The organism is Streptomyces sp. NPDC001415, from assembly GCF_053597395.1.
The window spans coordinates 1-21,549 of the sequence record NZ_JBSFIE010000044.1 but is presented as its reverse complement, the minus strand read 5'-3'; the positions used below and the strand labels follow the sequence as shown (position 1 = coordinate 21,549).

The window sequence follows — 21,549 nt, the reverse complement described above, 5'->3', positions numbered from 1 at the left end:
CTCCGGTGCTACGCCTGGATCAGCGGGCGTAGTACTCGACGACGAGCTGCTCGTCGCAGATGACCGGGATTTCCTTGCGGTTCGGGTCGCGGTCCAGGCGGAAGGCCAGGGCCTTCAGGTTCACCTGGAGGTAGCGCGGGGTCTCGCCCTCGCCGGCGTAGCCACCCTCGCGGGCAACCTGGAAGGGGACCTTCTCGCGGCTGCGCTCGCGGACGGTCACGACGTCGTCCGGACGGACGCGGAACGACGGCTTGTCGACCTTGCCACCGTTGACCTGGATGTGACCGTGCACGACCATCTGGCGGGCCTGGTAGATGGTGCGGGCGATGCCCGAACGCAGGACCAGGGCGTCGAGGCGACGCTCAAGCTCGACGACCAGCGCCTCGCCCGTCTTGCCTTCGGCCTTCTTGGCGCGGTCGTAGGCACGCGCCATCTGGCGCTCGCTGATGTCGTACTGGGCGCGCAGACGCTGCTTCTCCAGCAGACGGACCTTGTAGTCCGAGTTCTGCTTGCGGCCACGGCCGTGCTCGCCCGGCGGGTAGGGGCGGGCCTCGAAGTACTTGACGGCCTTCGGCGTCAGCGCGATGCCGAGCGCACGAGACTTCTTGACCTTGGGACGCGACTGGTTAGGCACGTTCTCCAAACCTCCATGGTTGGGTTAGGTTAGGCTCACCTTACTCAAGGAGATCGCATGTCGCGTCCGGGGAACACCAGTCACATCACGGACAGCACGAAGAAGGCCGACCCTGCTCCCACAGGAGGGGTCGACTCCACCAGCCCCCAGTCGAAGCGTGGGGCCGGGCACGTGACGGAGGTCCGATCAGATCGTGGTCAGCCGCGTCCCAGCGGACTTGAAAACGCGCGGATGCCGTCAGCAGCCGAGCGCACACGAACTCTCGTACATAGTACCTGCTCGGCGGTGCTGCTCGTACCCGGCCTTGCCGGGGCCCGCCCGGAGCAGCTGATGGCCGACGTCCGCGGCGTCGGTCCCGACGGCGACCTGTTCCTCGTCCTTCCCGCCGATTCCCCGGCCGTCCGGGCGGCCACACACGCGCAGGACGACGAGGTCCGGGCCGTCCTGGAGATCACGGACGTGGCTCCGGTGTCCGTTCCCCACCGTATCCGGGGCCGCGCCTGGGTCTCCGGCTGGCTGACCCGGGTGCCGGGGCAGACCGGGCCGGGCCGCATGATGCTCCGCCTAGAAGTCGGCGACGCCTACGTGGACGACCTGTGGGGTGCGAGCGCGGTGGACCCCGAGGAGTTCGCCAGAGCGACGCCCGATCCGCTGGTGCGGCACGAGACCGAGCTCCTCCAGCATCTCGACTCCGCTCACGGCGAGCAGATGGGCCTGCTGTGCGGGCTCGTGGAGCGGGAGGGAGTGGCCAGGGTCACCCCGCTGGCGCTCGACCGCTTCGGCTTGCGGGTGCGTTTCGGCCAGGTGGACGGCCACAGCTTCGACGCCCGCTTCGACTTCCCCGAACCGGTGGCCGACATCACGGCCCTGCGCCGAGCGATGCACCAGCTCTTCGACGCAGCGGCGAGCTAGCCCGCACCCCCCTCCCCTGCCAGGCTGAAGATGCCCGGACCGCATGCTGCCAGGGGCGCGGGGAACCGCGCGACCAGCCACCCACGGCCCGAAGCCGAAGGGGCCGACCACGGGGGGCCGGGGGCAGCGCCCCCGGCAATGGAGGGGCGGAGTGGGGGCTAGTCCTGGGCCCGGCCCAAACGCTCTCGTACCTTCTCCACCACGTCCGCGTACCGCGCCTCCGCGCCGTAGCGCGTCGGCTCGTAGTAACGCCTGTCCGCCACCGCGTCCGGGGCGTACTGCTGGGGGGCGATCGCGCCCGGCACGTCGTGCGGGTAGACATAGCCCTGGGCGTGGCCCAGTTTGGCCGCGCCCTTGTAGTGGCCGTCGCGCAGATGGGGTGGGACGGGGCCCGCAAGCCCCTTGCGGACGTCCTCCATCGCCGCGGCGATCGCCGTCGTCGCGGAGTTGGACTTCGGGGCGAGCGCGAGGGCGATCGTGGCGTGGCTCAGCGTCAGGGCCGCCTCGGGGAAGCCGATGAGGGCCACGGCCTGGGCTGCCGCCACCGCCGTCGGCAGCGCGGTCGGGTCGGCCAGGCCGATGTCCTCGCTCGCGGAGATGATCAGGCGCCGGGCGATGAAGCGGGGGTCCTCCCCCGCTTCGATCATCCGGGCCAGATAGTGCAGCGCCGCGTCCACGTCCGAGCCGCGGATCGATTTGATCAGGGCGCTCGCCACGTCGTAGTGCTGGTCGCCGCCCTTGTCGTACTTCACGGCCGCCCGGTCGACCGTCTCCTCAAGCGTCTGGAGCGTGATCTCCTGCTCGGACTTGGCGAGCGCGGAGCCTGCCGCGGCCTCCAGGGCGGTCAGCGCCCGGCGCGCGTCACCGCCCGCGATGCGCAGCAGGTGCGCCTCGGCGTCCGGGGGCAGGGTGACCGCGCCGCCCAGACCCCGCTCCTCGGTGAGCGCCCGCTGGACGAGGGCCCTGAGGTCGTCGTCCGTCAGCGGTTCGAGGGTGAGCAGCAGGGAGCGGGACAGGAGCGGGGAGATCACCGAGAAGTACGGGTTCTCCGTCGTCGCCGCGATGAGGGTGACCCAGCGGTTCTCGACGGCGGGGAGCAGTGAGTCCTGCTGGGCCTTGGAGAAGCGGTGGATCTCGTCGAGGAAGAGGACGGTCTCCTTGCCGAAGCCGCCGATGGCGCGGCGCGCGCCGTCGATGACCGCGCGGACTTCCTTCACCCCGGCGGTGATCGCCGAGAGCTCGACGAACCGCTTGTTGGTCGCCTTCGACACGACGTACGCGAGCGTCGTCTTGCCCGTGCCCGGCGGGCCCCACAGGATCACCGAGGACGGGCCGGCGGGCCCGCCGGCGCCCTCCCCCACCAGGCGCCGCAGCGGCGAGCCCTGCTTCAGGAGGTGCTGCTGGCCGACCACCTCGTCGAGGACGCGCGGGCGCATCCGTACGGCCAGAGGGCTGCCCGCCGGGTCTTTCTCCTGGCGGTCCTCTGCGGCGGCGGTGAAGAGATCGGGTTCCACGTCAACGAGCCTATGACACGCCACTGACAACGCCGCCGAGCTGCGGCGATGCCGGTCAGCTGGTCCAGAAGTCCCACCAGCGGGTCAGGATCAGCATGCCGATGATCCCGATGTGCAGCACCGGGAGCACCCAGGTGAACTCGGACAGGAACTTCTTCGCCCAGTTCGGCGCGGGCAGCAGGCCCTTGCGGAGGTTGAACGACGTCACGTACCAGAACATGAAGATCGTGGCGACCCATGCCAGGCAGCACCACAGGCACAGCGAGTTGATCCGGTACAGCGACTCGAACTGGAGCCAGCTGACGAATCCGACGCCGAACAGCGTGCCCGCGTTGAAGGTCAGCCAGTACCAGCGGCGGAAGCGGCCGCCCGCCAGGATGCTCATGCCGACGCAGATGACGATGCCGTACGCGACCAGACCCAGCATCGGGTTCGGGAAGCCGAAGGCCGCCGCCTGGTCGCTCTTCATGATGTTGCCGCAGGACACGACCGGGTTGAGGCTGCAGCCCGGCACGAAGTTCGGGTTCTCAAGGAGCTTGAACTTGTCGAGCGTGATGACCCAGGCCGCCACCAGACCGGCCGCGCCGGTGATCACGAGCAGCCAGGCGAAGGCGCGGCTGCCGCCGATCGCCCCCTTGCTGCTCACCTCCTGATGGCCGGAGTCGGAGGAGACGTCGTCAAGTGTTGTGGTCATAGCGCCGTTCCGTCATCCCGTCATCGTGGTTGCCTGTCCTGCCGCCGCCTCATTCTGCCGCACGGGGCGCGCTGTCCACCGTTCGATGGACATAAGTGAGGTCCGCACGAGGGTGCCCGAGCCGACGGCTCCGCGGGACGCTCTTTGCCATGACAGCACTGGCGGAAGAAGGCGTCGGCCCGGATCAAGGGCCTCTCGGGCGGTCAGCGGCGGCGCCTGGATGTGGCGCTCGGCGTGATCGGCGATCCCGAACTGCTGCTCCTGGACGAGCCGACGACCGGCTTCGACCCGGCGGCCCGCCGCCAGTGCTGGGGGCTGATCCGGCTACTCGCGGGCGAGGGCACCACCATCGTCCTGACCACGCACTACCTGGAGGAGGCCGAGGCGCTCGCCGACCGGCTCGCGGTGGTCGCGGGCGGCAAGGTCGTCGCCGAGGGCGAGCCCTCCGCGCTGCGGCAGAGCCTCGGCACCGGCGCCACCGTCGAGTGGACCGAGGCGGACGGCTCGCCGCGCAGCGTGCGCACCGAGACGCCGACCCGCACCGTCGCCGAGCTGATGCACCGCTTCGACGGCGAGATCCCCGGCCTCAGGATCGGCCGGCCACCCTTGAGGACGTCTACCTGCGGCTCACCGGCCAGCTGGACCCGCAGCAGGAGGAAGCACGATGACCACCACTCTTGTCGCGCCCCGCACAGCAGACACCCGGCTGCCCGGCACCTGGCCCCTCGGCCGGTGGCGCTGATGTCGCTGCTGATCCCCTGGTATCTGCGGGCCGGGCCTCGGCCGGAGCGGCCGCAGCTCTCCGACCGGGAGGTTTCCGTGCTGCGGGGGTGCACGAACGCCGGGCAGGGGTGGGAGTGCCGGGGGCTCCGCCCCCGGACCCCGCTCCTCAGGCCAGCCGTTCCCGTACCGCTTCCAGGATTCCGTCCAGCGGCACCGGAACCTGCTCCCCGGATTCCATGTCCTTCAGCTGGGCCACGCCCTCCGCCAGGTCTCGCTCGCCCGCGACCAGGGTGAAGCGCGCGCCGGAGCGGTTCGCGGACTTCATCGCTCCCTTCAGGCCCTTCGCGCCGAAGGAGAAGTCCGCCGCGATGCCGGCCCGCCGCAGCTCCGTGACCTTCGCGAACAGCACGCGCCGCGCCTCCTCGCCCAGCGGGACCGCGAACACGCTGGTCGTGGAGGGGAGTTCGAGGGTGACGCCCTCGGCCTCCAGGGCGAGGACCGTACGGTCGACGCCCAGCGCCCAGCCCACCGACGGCAGCGCGGGGCCGCCGATCATCTCGGAGAGGCCGTCGTAGCGGCCGCCGCCGCCGACCGCGGACTGCGAGCCCAGGCCGTCGTGGACGAACTCGAACGTCGTGCGGGTGTAGTAGTCGAGGCCGCGCACCAGACGCGCGTCGTCCTCGTAGGCGACACCCTCCGCCGTCAGGAGCTCGCGCACCTCCTCGTGGTACGCCTTGCAGGCGTCGCACAGGTAGTCGCGCAGGAGCGGGGCACCCGTCAGCTGCTTCTGGACCGCGTCCCGCTTGTCGTCGAGCACCCGCAGCGGGTTGATCTCGGCCCGGCGCAGCGTGTCCTCGTCGAGGTCGAGCCCGCGCAGGAATTCCTGGAGGGCGTCGCGGTAGACGGGGCGGCACTGCTTGTCGCCGAGGGAGTTGAGGAGGATGCGGAAGTTCCGCAACCCCAGCGAGCGGTACGCGTCGTTCGCCAGGATGATCAGCTCGGCGTCGATCGCCGGGTCCTCCGCGCCGATCGCCTCGGCGCCGACCTGCGAGAAGTGCCTGTAACGGCCCTTCTGCGGGCGCTCGTAGCGGTAGTACGAGCCCGAGTACCAGAGCTTGACGGGGAGGTTGCCCGCCTTGTGCAGGTTGGCCTCCAGGGCGGCGCGCAGCACGGATGCGGTGCCCTCGGGGCGCAGCGCGAGCTTGTCGTTGCCCTTGGTCGTGAAGGCGTACATCTCCTTCGTGACGATGTCGGTGGACTCGCCGACACCGCGCGCGAAGAGCTCGACGTTCTCGAAGCCGGGGGTCTCGATGTAGCCGTAGCCCGACCGCTTCAGGGGCGCGGCGATGGCCTCGCGCACGGCGAGGAAGCGCGCCGAGTCCGGCGGGAGCAGGTCGTACGTGCCCTTGGGGGCCTGGAAAGTACTCATGGGAAGGCTTCTCGTCACATTCCTCGTCGGGGAGAGGCCATGCCTTCTCCCTGGCCGGCGGCCACCTGCCGCAGATACGGGTTGGTGGCGCGCTCCTGGCCGATGGTCGTCTGGGAGCCGTGGCCGGACAGCACCACGGTCGAGTCGTCGAGCGGCAGGCACACGCGGCCCAGCGACTCCAGGAGCTCGGCGTGGCTGCCGCCGGGCAGGTCGGTGCGTCCGACGGAGCCGGCGAAGAGCAGGTCGCCCGAGAACAGGATCGGAGGGATGTCCTCCGCCTCGGGCAGCCCGAACGTCACCGACCCCTTGGTATGGCCGGGCGCATGCGACACGGTGAGCTCCATGCCCGCGAGCGCCAGCTTGGCGCCGTCGGTGAGCTCCTTGACGTCGGCCGGCTCCCCCACGGTGAGCTCGCCCATGAGCTGCGCGCCGAAGGCGCGGCCGAGCGCCTTCTCCGGGTCGCTCATCATGTAGCGGTCGTCGGGGTGGATCCAGGCGGGTACGTCGTGGGCTCCGCAGACCGGGACGACCGAGGCGCAGTGGTCGATGTGGCCGTGGGTGAGGACGACGGCGACGGGCTTGAGCCGATGCTTCTTCAGCGTTTCCTCGACGCCCTGGGCGGCCTGGTGGCCGGGGTCGATGATCACGCATTCCTCGCCTGCGGCGGGGGCGACCAGGTAGCAGTTGGTCCCCCAGGCCCCGGCGGGGAACCCGGCAATCAGCACGATCGTCCTCGATTTCTTGCGCGGCGGGTGATTACGGCTGCTCAGAGCCTACCGGCGCTGCTCCGGTCACAGCGAACCCATATACGGTACGGGGCAAAGTCAGCTCGTACGCACGTACCCGTACCCCACGAGACCGCACAAGGAGACGACCGGTGGTCAGCAGCGAACAGCGTCGGCGCCAGCTCGCGCGCGAGAAGTTCGAGCGGCAGCAGCAGCGTCGGGAGGAAGCACGGCGCAAGGCCAGACGGCGCAACACGGTCATCGCGGCCGCCCTCGCGGTGGTCGTGGCGGCGGGCGGCGCGGCTTATGCGACGGGTGTCTTCTCCGGCGACAGCGACAAGAAGTCGGACACCGCCTCTCCTTCGGACAGCCCGTCCGCGCAGCCCAGCGGGTCGTCGGAGCCGAAGATGTCCGTGGACGCCAAGGCCAAGTACGACATGGCTCTGAAGACCAACGCGGGCGAGATCAAGATCGCGATGGACGCGGCGAAGACCCCGCACACGGTGAACTCGTTCAAGTACCTCGCCGACAAGGGGTACTTCAACAACACCAAGTGCCACCGGTTGACCACGGAGAACATCTACGTGCTCCAGTGCGGCGACCCGCAGGGCACCGGTTCGGGCGGCCCCGGCTACACGATCCCGGACGAGAACCTGACCGGCCTCGGCAAGGCGGGCGCGGACGGCTCCGTGACGTTCCCGGCGGGCTCGGTCGCGATGGCCAATACCGGCCAGGCGCACACCGGCGGCAGCCAGTTCTTCCTGGTCTACAAGGACACCAACCTGCCGCCCACCTACACGCCGTTCGGCACGATGGACGCGGCCGGGCTCAAGGCCGTCCAGGACGTCGCCAAGGAGGGTGTCGAGGGCGGCGCCGGCGACGGGGCGCCCAAGAAGGCCGTCACCATCGAGAAGGCCGCCGTCACCAAAGAGTGACACCCCCGGGCGCCCGGCACCGAGCGTGAACCGCTGAATTCGGCCGCGCTGAGTGCGGACAGCCGGGCGGCCGGTCGCCTAGATTGGCGTTGTGCAGCGCGGGCTCGTACGCGCTGTGGAGGGCGGGCGAGGCCCGCCGGGAAACTGTGGACGATGCCCCGGGGGGACGAACCCCCCGCGCAGGCATCATGTGGAGGAGGCGCTGTGAGCAGCGACCCGTGGGGCCGCGTCGATGAGACGGGCACCGTGTATGTGCGTACAGCCGAGGGCGAAGTGGTCGTCGGATCGTGGCAGGCGGGCTCTCCAGAGGAGGCCCTGGCCTACTTCGAGCGCAAGTACGAGGGCCTGGTTGTCGAGATCGGCCTCCTCGAACGGCGGGTGAAGACCACCGACCTGTCGGCGAAGGACGCGCAGACCGCGATCGACCATCTGCGCTCGCAGGTGGACGAGCATCACGCGGTCGGTGACCTCGATGCGTTGCGGGGGCGCCTCGACAAGCTCGTCAAGACCGTCGAGTCGCGCCGCGAGGAGCGCAAGGTCCAGAAGGCCAAGCAGACCGACGAGGCCAAGCACGCCAAGGAGGCGCTGGTCGCCGAGGCGGAGGAGCTGGCGCAGAGCGAGCAGTGGCGCTCGGCGGGCGAGCGGCTGCGGGCCCTGGTGGACACCTGGAAGGGTCTGCCGCGCCTGGACCGCAAGTCCGACGACGAGCTGTGGCACCGCTTCTCGCACGCCCGCTCGGCGTTCTCCAAGCGCCGCAAGGCGCACTTCGCGTCCCTCGACGCGCAGCGCGAGGACGCCCGCAAGGTCAAGGAGAAGCTGGTCGTCGAGGCCGAGGCCCTGTCCGGGTCCACGGACTGGGGTACGACGGCGGCGCGCTACCGCGATCTGATGGCCGAGTGGAAGGCGGCGGGCCGCGCCCAGCGCGAGGCCGAGGATGAGCTGTGGAACCGCTTCCGCGGCGCTCAGGACGTCTTCTTCGCGGCGCGCAGCGAGGTGTTCGCGGAGCGTGACGCCGAGCAGACCGAGAACCTGAAGCTCAAGGAGGAGCTGGCCGTCGAGGCCGAGAAGATCCTCCCGGTGACCGATCTCAAGGCGGCCCGCGCCGCGTTCCGCTCGATCAACGAGCGCTGGGAGGCCATCGGCCACGTACCCAGGGACGCGCGTCCCAAGGTCGAGGGCCGGATGCATGCCGTGGAGCGGGCGATCCAGGAGGCCGAGGAGGCCGACTGGCGTCGTACGAACCCGGAGGCGCGGGCGCGTGCCGCGGGTCTCACGGGCCAGCTGCAGGACGCCGTCGACAAGCTGCAGAAGCAGATCGACGCGGCCCGCGCGGCCGGCAACGACGCCAAGGCGGACAAGCTGGGCCGCGAACTGGAGGGCCGCCAGGCCCTGCTCGACCAGGCGCTGAAGGGCCTTGAGGAGTTCGGCGGCTGATCCTCGCGCCGCCTCACGGCGAAGCCCCCGGAACCGCGGTTCCGGGGGCTTCGTGCTGTCCTACGGCCGCCGCGCCGAGGTCACGCGGTACACGTCGTACACGCCCTCCACTCCCCGGACCGCCTTGAGTACGTGACCGAGGTGCTTGGGGTCGCCCATCTCGAAGGTGAAGCGCGAGGTGGCGACGCGGTCGCGGGAGGTCTGTACGGCGGCCGAGAGGATGTTGACGTGCTGGTCGGACAGGACGCGGGTGACGTCCGACAGGAGGCGCGAGCGGTCCAGGGCCTCGACCTGGATGGCGACCAGGAAGACCGAGGACTGGGTCGGCGCCCACTCCACTTCGAGGATCCGCTCGGGCTGCTGGGACAGCGAGTCCACGTTCACGCAGTCCGCCCGGTGCACCGAGACGCCGCTGCCGCGGGTGACGAAGCCGATGATGGGGTCGCCGGGGACGGGCGTACAGCAGCGGGCGAGCTTGACCCAGACGTCGTCGACGCCCTTGACGACCACACCCGGATCCGCGTTCTTGCGGCGCTTGCTGCGGCCCCGCGAGGGCGGCGCCGACTCGGCGATGTCCTCGTTGGCGGCCTCCTCGCCGCCGAGCGCCTGCACCAGCTTCTGGACGACGCCCTGGGCGGCCACATGGCCCTCGCCGATCGCCGCGTACAGCGAGGAGATGTCGGGATAGCGCATCTCGTGGGCGAGGGTGACCAGCGAGTCGCCGGTCAGGATGCGCTGGATCGGCAGGTTCTGCTTGCGCATGGCGCGCGCGATGGCGTCCTTGCCCTGCTCGATCGCCTCGTCGCGGCGCTCCTTGGAGAACCAGGCGCGGATCTTGTTGCGGGCGCGCGGCGATTTGACGAAGCCTAGCCAGTCCCGCGAGGGCCCCGCGCCGGCCGCCTTGGAGGTGAAGACCTCCACCAAGTCGCCGTTGTCCAGGGTCGATTCGAGCGGGACCAGGCGTCCGTTGACGCGTGCGCCTATGGTGCGGTGGCCGACCTCGGTGTGGACGGCGTACGAGAAGTCGACGGGGGTCGAGCCCGCCGGGAGGGCGATGACGTCGCCCTTGGGTGTGAAGACGAAGACCTCGTTGCGCGAGAGGTCGAAGCGCAGGGACTCCAGGAACTCGCTGGGGTCCTCGGTCTCCTTCTGCCAGTCGAGCAGCTGGCGCAGCCAGGCCATGTCGTTGAGGTGGTCGTCCTTGCCGGCCTTCTTCGGTGCGTCGGTGCGCACCTTGGAGGCACCGGCGGACGGATCCTGCTTGTACTTCCAGTGCGCGGCGATGCCGTACTCCGCGCGGCGGTGCATGTCGAAGGTGCGGATCTGGAGCTCAACCGGCTTGCCGTTGGGGCCGATCACCGTCGTGTGCAGCGACTGGTACATGTTGAACTTGGGCATCGCGATGTAGTCCTTGAACCGGCCCGGGACCGGGTTCCATCGCGCGTGCACCGTGCCGAGGGCCGCATAGCAGTCGCGGACTGTGTCGACAAGTACCCGAATGCCCACCAGGTCGTAGATCTCCGCGAAGTCACGGCCGCGGACGATCATCTTCTGGTAGACGGAGTAGTAGTGCTTCGGGCGGCCGGTGACGGTCGCCTTGATGCGGGCCGCGCGCAGGTCGGACTGGACCTCGTCGGTCACTATGGCGAGGTACTCGTCGCGCTTGGGGGCGCGCTCGGCGACCAGGCGCACGATCTCGTCGTACATCTTGGGGTAAAGGATCGCGAAGGCGAGGTCCTCCAGCTCCCACTTGATCGTGTTCATGCCCAGGCGGTGGGCGAGCGGCGCGTAGATCTCCAGGGTCTCGCGCGCCTTCTTCTCCTGCTTCTCGCGCTTGAGGTACCGCATGGTGCGCATGTTGTGCAGGCGGTCGGCGAGCTTGATGACCAGGACGCGGGGGTCCTTGGCCATGGCGACGACCATCTTGCGTACGGTCTCGGCCTGCGCCGCGTCGCCGAACTGCACCCTGTCCAGCTTGGTGACGCCGTCGACGAGCAGCGCCACCTGGTCGCCGAAGTCGCGGCGCAGGGTGTCCAGGCCGTACTCGGTGTCCTCGACGGTGTCGTGCAGCAGGCCCGCCATCAGCGTGGCCGGGTCCATGCCCAGCTCGGCGAGGATCGTCGTCACCGCGAGGGGGTGCGTGATGTACGGGTCGCCGCTCTTGCGCTTCTGGCCGCGGTGCCAGCGCTCGGCGACCTGGTAGGCGCGCTCGACCTGGCGCAGCGTCGCCGTCTCGATCTTGGGGTCGTTGCTGCGCACTATCCGAAGGAGCGGTTCGAGCACCGGGTTGTACGCGGAGGAGCGCTGCACGCCGAGCCGGGCGAGGCGGGCGCGTACGCGGTTGGAGGAGCCGCCGGAGCGGGACACCGAGCCCGCCGGCGCCACGGGCTTGGCGACCGGGGCAGGCGCCGGAGTCGGGGCCTCGGCACGCTCGGACACCTCGGACTTCGGCTTCGCCGGGGGCTCGGGGGGCGTGGCCGGGGCCGCCGCGGGCTCTGCGGCCTGCTGGTCGGGCTGCGCGGCGGAGAGTGGCTGGGCCTCGTCTGGCAAAAGCGCTCCTCTGGGGGTCCCCCCGGACGGGGTCTGGGGGAGGGTCCGGGTCCCCCGGTCAGGCCCGGAAGTACCCATGGTATCGAGCCAAGAGCCTCCGCTCGCCCTCGGCCGGTGTGACGGCTCTGCAAGGAGAAACACCAGAGGCGGGCACCGGATTCCTCCGGGCCCGCCTCGGCGGTGTTCTACTGCCTGCTCAGACCGTGATCAGGGCGTGCAGCGGGGCCCCGCGCAGGGCGGGCTCCAGCCGCTCGCGGCCACTGAGGAAGCCGAGCTCCATCAGGACCGCGACACCCGCGACCTCGGCTCCGGCCCGGCGGATCAGCTCCAGCGAGGCCTCGGCGGTGCCGCCGGTGGCGAGCACGTCGTCGATGACCATGACGCGATCGCCCGCGCTGAGGTCCTCGGCGTGCACCTCGATCTCCGCGGTGCCGTACTCCAGCTCGTACGCCTGCCTGAGCGTCGCCCCGGGGAGCTTGCCCGCCTTGCGTACGGGGATGAAGCCGATCCCGGCGCGGACCGAGACGGGGGCCGCCAGGATGAAGCCGCGCGCCTCCAGGCCGACGATCTTGGTCGCGCCGTGCTCCACGCACAGCGCGGCGAGCGCGTCGGTGAGGGCCGTGAACGCCTCCGGGTCCGCGAGCAGCGGGGTGATGTCCTTGAACATCACGCCCGGGATCGGGTAGTCCGGGACGTCGCGGATGCGGCTGAGCAGCAGCCCCACCGTCTCGGTGGACACGCTGGTCATCGGCGCTTCCGGTTGTTGCGGGTGGGCTGGCGGCGCTGGCCGACGACCGCGCCGGCCGTCTCGGCGTCGTCGTCCTCGTCGTCGAGCGGTGCCGCGTCCTCGGGCTCCGCGCTCTCACCCTTGGCGGCGGCCGCCGCGCGCTTGGCGAGCACCCGCTTCTTGAGGGCCTTCATCTCCGGCATGGTCTCCTTCAGGTCGGCGACCAGCGGAGTGGCGATGAAGATCGAGGAGTACGCGCCGGCCGCGAGGCCGACGAACAGGGACAGCGAGATGTCGTTCAGCATGCCGGCGCCGAGGACGCCGCCACCGATGAACAGCAGGCCCGCGACCGGGAGCAGTGCCACGACCGTGGTGTTGATGGAGCGGACCAGGGTGCCGTTGAGGCTCTTGTTCGCCATCTCGCTGTAGGTGAGCCGGGTCTGCTTGGTGATCCCCTTCTGGCCCTCCTTGAGCCCGTCGAAGACGACGACGGTGTCGTAGAGGGAGTAACCGAGGATCGTGAGCAGACCGATCACGGTGCCCGGGGTGACCTCGAAGCCGACCAGGGCGTAGATGCCGACCGTGATCGTGAGGTCGTGGATCAGGGCGACCAGGGCCGCGACCGCCATGCGCCACTCGAAGGCGATGGCCAGGTAGATCACCACGAGGATCATGAAGACGATCAGGCCGGTCCAGGCCTTCTTGGCGATCGTCTCGCCCCAACTGGGGCCCACCAGGTCGGCGTTGATGTCGTTCGCCTGGACCTTGAGGTCCTTGGCGAGCTCCGTCTTGATCTGGTCCGACTTGGCGGTGTCGACCCCGCCGATGGTGATGCGGATCGAGCCGTCGCCGAGCTTCTGGGCGATGGCGTCGTGGCCGGAGGCGGACTGTGCCGCGCTCTCCGCCTGTGAGGCGGACATCGAGGTCTTGGGCGTGGTGAAGACCGCGCCGCCCTGGAATTCGATGCCCATCGTCAGACCCCGTACCGCCAGGCCGACGATGGCCGTGATGGTGATCAGGATCGAGATGCCGTACCAGATCTTCCGCTTGCCGACGAAGTCGTAACCGACCTCACCGCGGTACAGCCTGGCGCCGAGAGTGCCGAGCTTCGACATCTCACGCCTCCTTCGGGTTGTCGACGGGGGCGGAGGTGGTGCGGCGGACACGGCGCAGCGGGGGCTTGGCGCCGAGCCGCTTCGGGTCCAGACCGGACCACGGGTGGCCGCTCGCGAAGAACTTCCTGCGGGCGAGGAGCGTCATCACCGGCTTGGTGAACAGGAACACCACGACCACGTCGAGCAGCGTGGTCAGGCCCAGCGTGAACGCGAAGCCCTGGACCTTGCCGACGGTCACGATGAACAGCACCGCGGCGGCAAGGAACGACACGAAGTCGGAGACCAGGATGGTGCGCCGGGCACGCGGCCAGGCCCGCTCGACGGCGGGCCGCAGGGTGCGGCCCTCGCGGATCTCGTCACGGATGCGTTCGAAGTACACGATGAACGAGTCCGCGGTGATACCGATGGCGACGATCGCACCGCAGACGGCGGGCAGGTTCAGCGCGAAGCCGATGCCCGGGCCGAGCAGCGCCATGATCGTGTAGGTCAGGATCGCCGAGACGACGAGGCTGAGGATGGCGATCAGCGCGAGGCCGCGGTAGTAGGCCACCAGGTAGATGATGACAAGGGCGAGACCGATGGCACCGGCGATCAGGCCGGCGTGCAGCTGGTCGGCGCCGAGGGCAGCGGTCACCGTGGTGACGCTCTGCTCCTGGAAGGTGAGCGGCAGCGCACCGTAGGACAGCACGTTCGCCAGGTCCTGCGCGGTCTGCTGGTTGAAGTTGCCGGAGATCTCGGCGGAGCCGCTGAGCGTGGAGCTCACGGTGGGGGCCGAGACGACCTGGTTGTCCAGCGCGATCGCGAAGCGGTTGTTCGGGTACTGCTGCTTCGAGAGCTTTCCGGTGATCGACGCGAACTTCTTCGAGCCGCCGCCGGTGAAGTCCATCTGAACGATCCACTGACCGTTCTGCTGGTTGATCACGGCCTGCGCCTTGGCGACGTCCGTGCCGTCGACCTCGGCCGGGCCGAGGATGAACTTCTCCGCGCCGTTCTGGTCGCACGCCACGGTCGGCTCGGTGGACTTGGCGCCCTCGCCGGCCTTGGAGCGGGCTTCCTTGGTGGAGCAGTCGAGCGCCGCGAACTGGGCCTGGAGCTTGGCCGCGGCCGCCGCGTCACCGGAGGAGGCCGACGGGTTCGGCGCGGGGCTGCTCGGCTTGCTCGCGCCGGGCGTGGGCGAACCGGAGGCCTTCAGCGCGTCGGAGACCGCACGGCCCTTGGTCGAGCTGGAGGCGCTCGGGGAACCGGACGGCGTGCCCTTGCCGGAGGCGGTCGGGGCGCCCGAGGGGGTGGGCTTGCCGGTGGGCTTGCCGCTGGTCGAGGCGCTCGGGGAAGCGCTCGGCGTGGGAGCCGCGGTGGGCTGGGCGGTCAGGACCGGCCGGAAGTACAGCTTGGCGGTCTGGCCGACCTGCTGGCGGGCCTGCTCGGAGTTCGTACCCTTGGGGATGTTGACAATGATGTTGTCGCTGCCCTGGGTCTGAACCTCGGACTCGGTCACACCGAGACCGTTGACACGCCGCTCCATGATGGAGACGGCCGTGTCCATGTTGGCCTTGTTGATCGCGGACTCCTGGCCAGGCTCGGGCTTGGCCTTGAGCGTGATGCTCGTACCGCCCGCGAGGTCGATGCCCAGCCTCGGAGTGGTGTTGTGGGAAAGGAACATCCCACCGGTGAGCGCGACCATGGCGATGAGGATGAAGGCCAGGGCACGGCCCGGCTTGCTCTGTCCCCCCGCCGCCGGCCTTCGGCCCTTGTTCGGTGCTGCCACCTTGTCGTTTCTCCCTGTCCAACCGCCCTGCGCCGGGTATGCGCGTGGGCGGCCACGAAGTGTTGTGGGGACGTCCCCCGCGGAAGTGGGCGCGCTCCGGGGACCGCCCGCGCCGGTCGGGCGCCGTGCGGTCCCGGTGCGTGACTACTTCGCGTCGGCCCCGCCGTCGGCCTTGCCGTCCTTGCCGTCCTTGGGCTCGGCGGCGTCCTCCGCCTCGTCCTTCTTGCCCAGGTCGATCTTGGCGTTCTTGTCGTCCTTGATGTCGACAGCCTCGGCGTCGGCCTCGGCGGCCTCGGTCAGCGAAGAGGCGTCGTCCGGCACCGCCGGGAGCTCCTCCTCGGTGTCGCCGTGCACGATGCGGTTGTACTCCGCGTCGTCCAGGACCGCGCCGATGGCGTTCTTGGCGTAGACGGCGTGGACGCCGGGCGCCACCTCCAGGAGCACCGTCTCGTCGCCGATCTCCTTGACCGTGGCGTACATGCCGCCGATCGTGCGGACACCGGTGCCGGGCTGCATCTCGTCGCGCATGGCCGCGGCCGCTTGCTGCTTCTTCTTGGCGGACCGGGTCATCAGGAACATGGCCCCGATAAGCACAATGAAGGGGAGGAGAGTAATAGGGCTCACGGGACGGAACTTCCTTCGCATGACCGCACCTGGGGCGCGGCCTGATCTGGGGGTGGGTACGCCGGCCTGGAAGGGCGGCATCGGCGGAGTCTAAGCGAGTCCGCACAGATGGAACAACGCCCAGCATCCCACCGGGGTTCCTCGGGGTGCGACCCTCCGCGCCGTCACGCCCCGAAGAGACCCTGTTGTCCGCTTCCTGCCGCGCCGCCGCCCTGCTGCGGCGGTACGAGGCCGAGGTGGGCCCAGGCGGCGGGTGTGGCCACCCGGCCGCGCGGGGTGCGGGCGAGCAGACCTTCCCGGACGAGGAAGGGCTCGGCCACCTCCTCCACCGTTTCGCGCTCCTCCCCCACGGCGACCGCCAGCGTGGACAGGCCCACCGGGCCCCCGCCGAACAGTTTCAGGAGGGCCTGGAGGACGGCCCGGTCCAGGCGGTCGAGGCCGCGGGCGTCAACTTCGTACACGCCGAGCGCGACCGAGGCGATCTCGGGGGTGATGACGCCGTCCGCCTTGACCTGGGCGTAGTCGCGGACGCGGCGAAGGAGCCGGTTGGCGATGCGGGGGGTGCCCCGGGAGCGGCCCGCGATCTCGGCGGCGCCGGCGGAGTCGATCTCCACGTCGAGCAGGCGGGCCGAGCGGTGGATGACCCGCTCCAGCTCGGAGGGCTCGTAGAACTCCATGTGGCCGGTGAAGCCGAAGCGGTCGCGCAGCGGGGGCGGCAGCAGGCCGGCCCTGGTCGTGGCGCCGACCAGGGTGAAGGGCGGCAGCTCCAGCGGGATGGCGGTGGCGCCGGGGCCCTTGCCGACGATGACGTCGACACGGAAGTCCTCCATCGCCATGTAGAGCATTTCCTCGGCCGGCCGAGACATCCGGTGGATCTCGTCGAGGAAGAGGACCTCGCCCTCCTGGAGGGAGGAGAGGATCGCGGCGAGGTCGCCCGCGTGCTGGATGGCCGGGCCGCTGGTAATGCGGATCGGGGCGCCCATCTCGGCCGCGATGATCATCGAAAGGGTGGTCTTGCCGAGGCCGGGGGCGCCCGACAGCAGCACGTGGTCGGCGGTGGCGCCGCGGGCGCGGGCCGCACGCAGGACCAGGTCGAGCTGTTCGCGGACCTTCTCCTGGCCGACGAACTCGTCCAGATCCTTCGGGCGCAGGGCGGCCTCGACGGCGGTGTCCTCGCCGTCGGCGTCGGGCCCCACGAGGCGGTCGCCGGCCGTCGCGGACAGATCCGCCGTGTCGGAGCTGTCTTCCCAGTTCATGACGTGTGCCTCGGATCGTGGTCGCGATGGGTGGTGCGGGTGCTACGGGGTGCCCGGTGGGGTCGGGGCCGGACTGGTTCAGCGGGCGCGGTTCAACGTCTGCAGGGCGGCCTTGAGGAGCGCGCCGACGTTCGGCTTGTCCGAGGCCTCGGCCTGCGGGGCGACGGCGGCCACCGCCTCGTCGGCCTCCCGCGTCGCGTAGCCGAGGCCGATGAGGGCCGCGTGGAGTTGGTCCCGCCAGCCCGAGGTGACCGGGGTTCCGACTGCCGGGGCGTTGCCGACGGGCGCGCCGAGCCGGTCCTTCAGCTCGATGAGGAGCTTCTGGGCGCCCTTCTTGCCGATGCCGGGCACCGCGGTGAGCGCCTTCTCGTCACCGGTGGCGAACGCGCGGCGCAGCGCGTCCGGCGTGTGCACGGAAAGGACCGCCTGGGCGAGCCGGGGACCCACCCCGTTGGCGGTCTGGAGCAGCTCGAAGACCTGCTTCTCGTCGTCGTCCGCGAAGCCGTACAGGGTCAGTGAGTCCTCGCGTACGACCAGCGACGTGGCGAGCTTCGCGTGCTGGCCGATGCGCAGTTCGGCCAGGGTGTTGGGCGTGCACTGGAGGGCCATGCCGATGCCGCCGACCTCGACCACCGCGGTGTCGGGAGCGAGGGCGGCGACCGGGCCGCTGACGAAGGCGATCATCGGGTGACCTTCCGTACGGAGTGCTGGGCGTGGGCCTGTTGGAGCCGGTTGAGCGCGGGGGCGCGCCAGATGTGGCAGATGGCGAGGGCCAGCGCGTCGGCGGCGTCGGCCGGTTTGGGCGGGGCGTCGAGCCGGAGCAGCCGCGTCACCATGGCGCCGACCTGGGCCTTGTCGGCCCGGCCGCTGCCAGTCACTGCGGCCTTGACCTCGCTGGGGGTGTGCAGGGCGACGGGGATGCCGCGCCGCGACGCGCACAGCATGGCGACCGCGCTGGCCTGGGCGGTGCCCATCACCGTGCGCACGTTGTGCTGGCTGAACACCCGCTCCACGGCGACGAATTCGGGCCGGTGGGCATCCAGCCACTCCTCGATGCCGCGCTCGATGGCGACGAGGCGGTGGCCCAACTCGGCGTCCGCCGCGGTCCGTACGACGCCGACGCCAAGCATCGTCAGGGGCCGGCCCGCGACTCCCTCGACCACGCCGACACCGCACCGGGTCAACCCCGGATCCACGCCGAGAACGCGCACGGCCCCTCCCCTCGGTGATCTTTGACTTGCTGCCAGGCTATCCGCTGCCACTGACAACGGCGGCTGACAACGGCGGCGGGCCGATGGGACGTGTCCCATCGGCCCGCCGGAACCGCTCAATCCGCGGCAGCGCTACGCGTCGACCTTCTCCATGACCTCGTCGGAGACGTCGAAGTTGGCGAAGACGTTCTGCACGTCGTCGCTGTCCTCCAGCGCGTCGATCAGCTTGAAGATCTTCCGCGCGCCCTCCTCGTCCAGCTCGACCTGCATGGTCGGGACGAAGCTGGAGTCGGCCGAGTCGTAGTCGATGCCGGCCTCCTGGAGCGCGGTGCGGACCGCGACCAGGTCGGTCGCCTCAGAGATGATCTCGAAGGACTCACCGAGGTCGTTGACTTCCTCCGCACCCGCTTCCAGGACGGCGTCCAGGACGTCGTCCTCGGAGAGCTCGCCCTTGGGCAGCACGATGACGCCCTTGCGGTTGAAGAGGTACGAAACCGAGCCCGGGTCGGCCATGTTGCCGCCGTTGCGGGTCATCGCGACACGTACGTCGGAGGCGGCACGGTTGCGGTTGTCGGTGAGGCACTCGATGAGCACCGCGACACCGTTCGGGCCGTAACCCTCGTACATGATCGTCTCGTAGTCGGCACCGCCCGCTTCGAGACCGGCACCGCGCTTGAGCGCGGAGTCGATGTTCTTGTTGGGCACCGACTGCTTCTTGGCCTTCTGCACGGCGTCGAAGAGCGTCGGGTTGCCGTCGATGTCGGCGCCGCCGGTGCGGGCCGCGACCTCGATGTTCTTGATCAGCTTCGCGAAGAGCTTGCCGCGCTTGGCATCGATCACGGCCTTCTTGTGCTTCGTCGTAGCCCATTTAGAGTGGCCGGACATCTGCCTGTCTCCTTCGCGTAACCCATTCTGCGTCGTTCGGCAGAGATCCTACCGGGACGGGACCCACCCGTCGCCCGGCCCCCGCCGCTCACCGAGCGCTGACGCGCGCCCTTCTCAAGAGGCGGCGCGCACCATGTCCACGAACAGCGCGTGCATACGGTGGTCGCCAGTCAGCTCGGGGTGGAACGAGGTCGCCAGCGCGTTGCCCTGGCGCACGGCGACGATGTGGCCGCCGTGCTCGGCGAGCACCTCGGTCTCGGCGCCGACGGACTCGACCCAGGGCGCGCGGATGAACACGCCTTCTACGGGACCCACGCCCGAAACCTCCACGGTCGCCTCGAACGACTCGTTCTGGCGGCCGAAGGCGTTGCGGCGAACGATCATCTCGATGCCGCCGATGGTCTCCTGGCCCGAACGCGGGTCGAGGATCTTGTCGGCGAGCATGATCAGCCCGGCGCAGGTGCCGTACACGGGCATGCCCGCGCGGACCCGCTCGCGCAGCGGCTCCAGCATGCCGAACAGCGCGGCGAGCTTGGAGATGGTGGTGGACTCGCCGCCGGGTATGACCAGGCCGTCCACCTCGGCGAGCTCCTCGGGGCGCCTGACCGGCCTGGCCACGGCGTCCGCCGCGGCCAGGGCGATGAGGTGCTCCCGTACGTCGCCCTGGAGGGCCAGGACACCGATCACTGGGGTGTTCATCAGGGACTACCAGCCGCGGTTGGCGTAGCGCTCGGTCTCGGGCAGGGTGTCGCAGTTGATGCCGACCATGGCCTCGCCCAGGTTGCGGGAGGCGTCCGCGATGATCTTCGGGTCGTCGAAGAAGGTGGTCGCCTTCACGATGGCGGCGGCGCGCTTGGCCGGGTCGCCCGACTTGAAGATGCCGGAGCCGACGAAGACGCCCTCGGCGCCGAGCTGGCGCATCAGCGCGGCGTCGGCGGGGGTGGCCACGCCACCGGCGGAGAACAGCACGACGGGGAGCTTGCCGAGCTCGGAGACTTCCTTGACCAGCTCGTACGGGGCGCGCAGCTCCTTGGCGGCGGCGTACAGCTCGTTGTTGTCGAAGCCGCGCAGCTTGGCGATCTCGTTCTTGATCTGGCGCAGGTGGCGGACGGCCTCGACGACGTTGCCGGTGCCGGCCTCGCCCTTGGAGCGGATCATGGCCGCACCCTCGGCGATGCGGCGCAGGGCCTCGCCCAGGTTGGTGGCGCCACACACGAACGGGGTCGTGAACGCGAACTTGTCGCTGTGGTTGACCTCGTCGGCCGGGGTGAGGACCTCGGACTCGTCGATGTAGTCGACGCCGAGGGACTGCAGGACCTGGGCCTCGACGAAGTGGCCGATGCGGGACTTGGCCATCACCGGGATGGAGACCGCGCCGATGATCTCCTCGATCATGTTCGGGTCGGACATCCGGGCCACGCCGCCGTCCTTGCGGATGTCGGCCGGAACCCGCTCCAGGGCCATGACGGCGACGGCGCCCGCGTCCTCGGCGATCTTCGCCTGCTCGGCGTTGACCACGTCCATGATCACGCCGCCCTTGAGCTGCTCGGCCATGCCGCGCTTGACGCGGGCGGTGCCGATGGCGGGGCTGTCGGACTGGGGGGTGCTGGAAGGCGTGCTGGACACGGAGCGACCTCACTGAGTGAAGAAGGGATTCTGCTGCCCCGAGAGAACCCCGGTGCACCAGTCCACATCAAGGGCCAATACGTACCCGGTGGATCGTTTTCGCCGGTCAGCCGTCCCCGGTGGCCGCCGGATCAGGTGCCCGGGCGGTCGGCCAGGGCCGTCGGCGGCTCGTCGTCCATCTCGAAGGCCAGCGGGAACGGGGCGTGGCCCGCCAGGCGGAACCAGCGCACCGTGCGGTGCCTGCGCAGCGCCCTCGCCGCCCGTACGGCGTCGTTGTGGAAGCGGCGTGCCATCGGCACCCTGCGCGCCGCCTGCGCCAGCTCCTCGGCGGCCTCCACGCCCCCGGGAGCCTCCCGTACGGCGTCGACCTGCGCGGGTTCCCCGAAGACCGCCCGCAGCGCCTGGCTGAGCTCGCTCTCGGCGACCTCCCGGTGCTCCTCCTCCGCCTGGCGTGCCGCGTGCGCGGCCTCGTACAGGACGATCGAGGCGGCCGGGTCGAGCACCCCGCTCGTGGCCAGTTCCTGGGTGACCGAGGCGCGGCGCAGCAGTTGGGCGTCCAGGGCGGCTCGGGCCGCGTCGATGCGGGCGTGCAGCCGGTCGAGCCGGCCGGCGGTCCAGCTGAGGTAGAGGCCGATCGCGACGAGGGCGACGACGATCCAGATGAGGGTTACGGTCACGGGCCGCAAGGCTACCGGGGCCCAGCCGGGCTTGACCGCGGGCGGCAGCGGCGAGCGCCAGTCGTCCTCGGCGTCCAGGCCCAGCGTCTGCCAGACCGCCTCGGCCACCCTGC

The 21,549-nt window shown here is 70.3% G+C and carries 20 protein-coding genes and 1 pseudogene; 4 read left to right on the top strand and 17 right to left on the bottom strand.

Translation table 11 applies throughout. From position 1 onward, the window contains the following. Positions 1–19: 19 nt before the first annotated feature. On the bottom strand, positions 20–634 hold the full coding sequence (gene rpsD, locus ACWC2B_RS34315; protein ID WP_053723667.1) for a 30S ribosomal protein S4: 615 nt from the start codon (positions 632–634) through the stop codon (positions 20–22). 231 nt (positions 635–865) lie between these two features. Between rpsD and ACWC2B_RS34310 the strand changes: the two genes are divergently transcribed. Then, positions 866–1,546, top strand: coding sequence for a DUF2470 domain-containing protein (locus tag ACWC2B_RS34310; protein ID WP_450723614.1), 681 nt, complete (start codon positions 866–868; stop codon positions 1,544–1,546). A gap of 158 nt (positions 1,547–1,704) precedes the next feature. Here ACWC2B_RS34310 and ACWC2B_RS34305 read toward each other — a convergent pair whose 3' ends face one another. After that, on the bottom strand, positions 1,705–3,060 hold the full coding sequence (locus ACWC2B_RS34305; protein WP_450723612.1) for a replication-associated recombination protein A: 1,356 nt from the start codon (positions 3,058–3,060) through the stop codon (positions 1,705–1,707). A gap of 55 nt (positions 3,061–3,115) precedes the next feature. Further along, positions 3,116–3,754 (bottom strand): vitamin K epoxide reductase family protein, encoded by a 639-nt coding sequence (locus tag ACWC2B_RS34300; protein WP_450723610.1) that lies wholly within the window; start codon positions 3,752–3,754, stop codon positions 3,116–3,118. 168 nt (positions 3,755–3,922) lie between these two features. Here ACWC2B_RS34300 and ACWC2B_RS34295 point away from each other — a divergent pair. Further along, positions 3,923–4,422 (top strand): annotated as a pseudogene (locus ACWC2B_RS34295) (ATP-binding cassette domain-containing protein); the annotation flags it as partial. A gap of 221 nt (positions 4,423–4,643) precedes the next feature. Here ACWC2B_RS34295 and hisS read toward each other — a convergent pair. Together hisS and ACWC2B_RS34285 are read right to left on the bottom strand one after the other, a co-directional pair. Then, the gene (gene hisS, locus ACWC2B_RS34290) at positions 4,644–5,906 is read right to left on the bottom strand and encodes a histidine--tRNA ligase (RefSeq protein ID WP_450723608.1); all 1,263 of its coding nucleotides are present in this window, start codon (positions 5,904–5,906) and stop codon (positions 4,644–4,646) included. 14 nt (positions 5,907–5,920) lie between these two features. Next, positions 5,921–6,631 (bottom strand): MBL fold metallo-hydrolase, encoded by a 711-nt coding sequence (locus ACWC2B_RS34285; RefSeq protein ID WP_450723606.1) that lies wholly within the window; start codon positions 6,629–6,631, stop codon positions 5,921–5,923. Positions 6,632–6,783: 152 nt separating this feature from the next. Here ACWC2B_RS34285 and ACWC2B_RS34280 point away from each other — a divergent pair, with 152 nt between their 5' ends. Both ACWC2B_RS34280 and ACWC2B_RS34275 read left to right on the top strand, forming a co-directional pair. After that, positions 6,784–7,566: a peptidylprolyl isomerase gene (locus tag ACWC2B_RS34280; RefSeq protein WP_450723604.1), complete on the top strand. Its 783-nt coding sequence runs from the start codon at positions 6,784–6,786 to the stop codon at positions 7,564–7,566. A gap of 204 nt (positions 7,567–7,770) precedes the next feature. Beyond that, entirely contained in the window at positions 7,771–9,000 is a 1,230-nt protein-coding gene (locus ACWC2B_RS34275; RefSeq protein WP_450723602.1) for a DUF349 domain-containing protein, read from the top strand. Between the two features lie 60 nt (positions 9,001–9,060). Here the strand turns inward: ACWC2B_RS34275 and ACWC2B_RS34270 are convergent, their stop codons facing one another. From ACWC2B_RS34270 to ACWC2B_RS34215, 12 genes are all read right to left on the bottom strand, one after another. Beyond that, positions 9,061–11,550 carry a RelA/SpoT family protein gene (locus tag ACWC2B_RS34270; RefSeq protein WP_450723600.1) on the bottom strand — a complete coding sequence of 830 codons (2,490 nt, stop codon included), beginning with the start codon at positions 11,548–11,550 and terminating at the stop codon, positions 9,061–9,063. A gap of 196 nt (positions 11,551–11,746) precedes the next feature. After that, positions 11,747–12,298, bottom strand: a complete 552-nt coding sequence (locus ACWC2B_RS34265; RefSeq protein WP_450723598.1) for an adenine phosphoribosyltransferase — start codon at positions 12,296–12,298, stop codon at positions 11,747–11,749. Then, positions 12,295–13,392, bottom strand: coding sequence for a protein translocase subunit SecF (gene secF, locus ACWC2B_RS34260; protein ID WP_450723596.1), 1,098 nt, complete (start codon positions 13,390–13,392; stop codon positions 12,295–12,297). Before secF ends, ACWC2B_RS34265 begins: the two co-directional genes overlap by 4 nt. A gap of 1 nt (position 13,393) precedes the next feature. Next, the gene (secD, locus tag ACWC2B_RS34255) at positions 13,394–15,157 is read right to left on the bottom strand and encodes a protein translocase subunit SecD (protein ID WP_450723594.1); all 1,764 of its coding nucleotides are present in this window, start codon (positions 15,155–15,157) and stop codon (positions 13,394–13,396) included. 144 nt (positions 15,158–15,301) lie between these two features. Beyond that, positions 15,302–15,781 (bottom strand): preprotein translocase subunit YajC, encoded by a 480-nt coding sequence (gene yajC, locus ACWC2B_RS34250; protein WP_450723592.1) that lies wholly within the window; start codon positions 15,779–15,781, stop codon positions 15,302–15,304. 164 nt (positions 15,782–15,945) lie between these two features. Then, entirely contained in the window at positions 15,946–17,037 is a 1,092-nt protein-coding gene (ruvB, locus tag ACWC2B_RS34245) for a Holliday junction branch migration DNA helicase RuvB (RefSeq protein WP_450723590.1), read from the bottom strand. 78 nt (positions 17,038–17,115) lie between these two features. Further along, positions 17,116–17,721 carry a Holliday junction branch migration protein RuvA gene (gene ruvA / locus ACWC2B_RS34240; RefSeq protein WP_450723588.1) on the bottom strand — a complete coding sequence of 202 codons (606 nt, stop codon included), beginning with the start codon at positions 17,719–17,721 and terminating at the stop codon, positions 17,116–17,118. After that, entirely contained in the window at positions 17,718–18,248 is a 531-nt protein-coding gene (ruvC, locus tag ACWC2B_RS34235) for a crossover junction endodeoxyribonuclease RuvC (protein ID WP_450723586.1), read from the bottom strand. The genes ruvA and ruvC overlap by 4 nt, the downstream gene beginning before the upstream one ends. A gap of 132 nt (positions 18,249–18,380) precedes the next feature. Continuing rightward, positions 18,381–19,133, bottom strand: a complete 753-nt coding sequence (locus tag ACWC2B_RS34230) for a YebC/PmpR family DNA-binding transcriptional regulator (protein ID WP_450723584.1) — start codon at positions 19,131–19,133, stop codon at positions 18,381–18,383. 114 nt (positions 19,134–19,247) lie between these two features. Then, positions 19,248–19,835, bottom strand: a complete 588-nt coding sequence (gene pdxT, locus ACWC2B_RS34225) for a pyridoxal 5'-phosphate synthase glutaminase subunit PdxT (protein WP_450723659.1) — start codon at positions 19,833–19,835, stop codon at positions 19,248–19,250. A gap of 3 nt (positions 19,836–19,838) precedes the next feature. Further along, a complete protein-coding gene (pdxS, locus tag ACWC2B_RS34220) occupies positions 19,839–20,759 on the bottom strand; it encodes a pyridoxal 5'-phosphate synthase lyase subunit PdxS (protein ID WP_053723628.1) in 921 nt (306 codons plus the stop codon). A 131-nt stretch (positions 20,760–20,890) separates the two neighbouring features. Further along, complete coding sequence (locus tag ACWC2B_RS34215) at positions 20,891–21,436, bottom strand: hypothetical protein (RefSeq protein WP_450723657.1); 546 nt, start codon at positions 21,434–21,436, stop codon at positions 20,891–20,893. Positions 21,437–21,549: the final 113 nt, after the last annotated feature.

What these genes read in the sequence shown, in the direction of transcription:
- ACWC2B_RS34310 (WP_450723614.1), top strand. Translation starts at nt 866, where the DNA reads ATGCCGTCAGCAGCCGAGCGCACACGAACTCTCGTACATAGTACCTGC.
- ACWC2B_RS34300 (WP_450723610.1), bottom strand. Translation starts at nt 3,754, where the DNA reads ATGACCACAACACTTGACGACGTCTCCTCCGACTCCGGCCATCAGGAG.
- hisS (WP_450723608.1), bottom strand. Translation starts at nt 5,906, where the DNA reads ATGAGTACTTTCCAGGCCCCCAAGGGCACGTACGACCTGCTCCCGCCG.
- ACWC2B_RS34265 (WP_450723598.1), bottom strand. Translation starts at nt 12,298, where the DNA reads ATGACCAGCGTGTCCACCGAGACGGTGGGGCTGCTGCTCAGCCGCATC.
- secF (WP_450723596.1), bottom strand. Translation starts at nt 13,392, where the DNA reads ATGTCGAAGCTCGGCACTCTCGGCGCCAGGCTGTACCGCGGTGAGGTC.
- ruvB (WP_450723590.1), bottom strand. Translation starts at nt 17,037, where the DNA reads ATGAACTGGGAAGACAGCTCCGACACGGCGGATCTGTCCGCGACGGCC.
- ruvA (WP_450723588.1), bottom strand. Translation starts at nt 17,721, where the DNA reads ATGATCGCCTTCGTCAGCGGCCCGGTCGCCGCCCTCGCTCCCGACACC.
- ACWC2B_RS34230 (WP_450723584.1), bottom strand. Translation starts at nt 19,133, where the DNA reads ATGTCCGGCCACTCTAAATGGGCTACGACGAAGCACAAGAAGGCCGTG.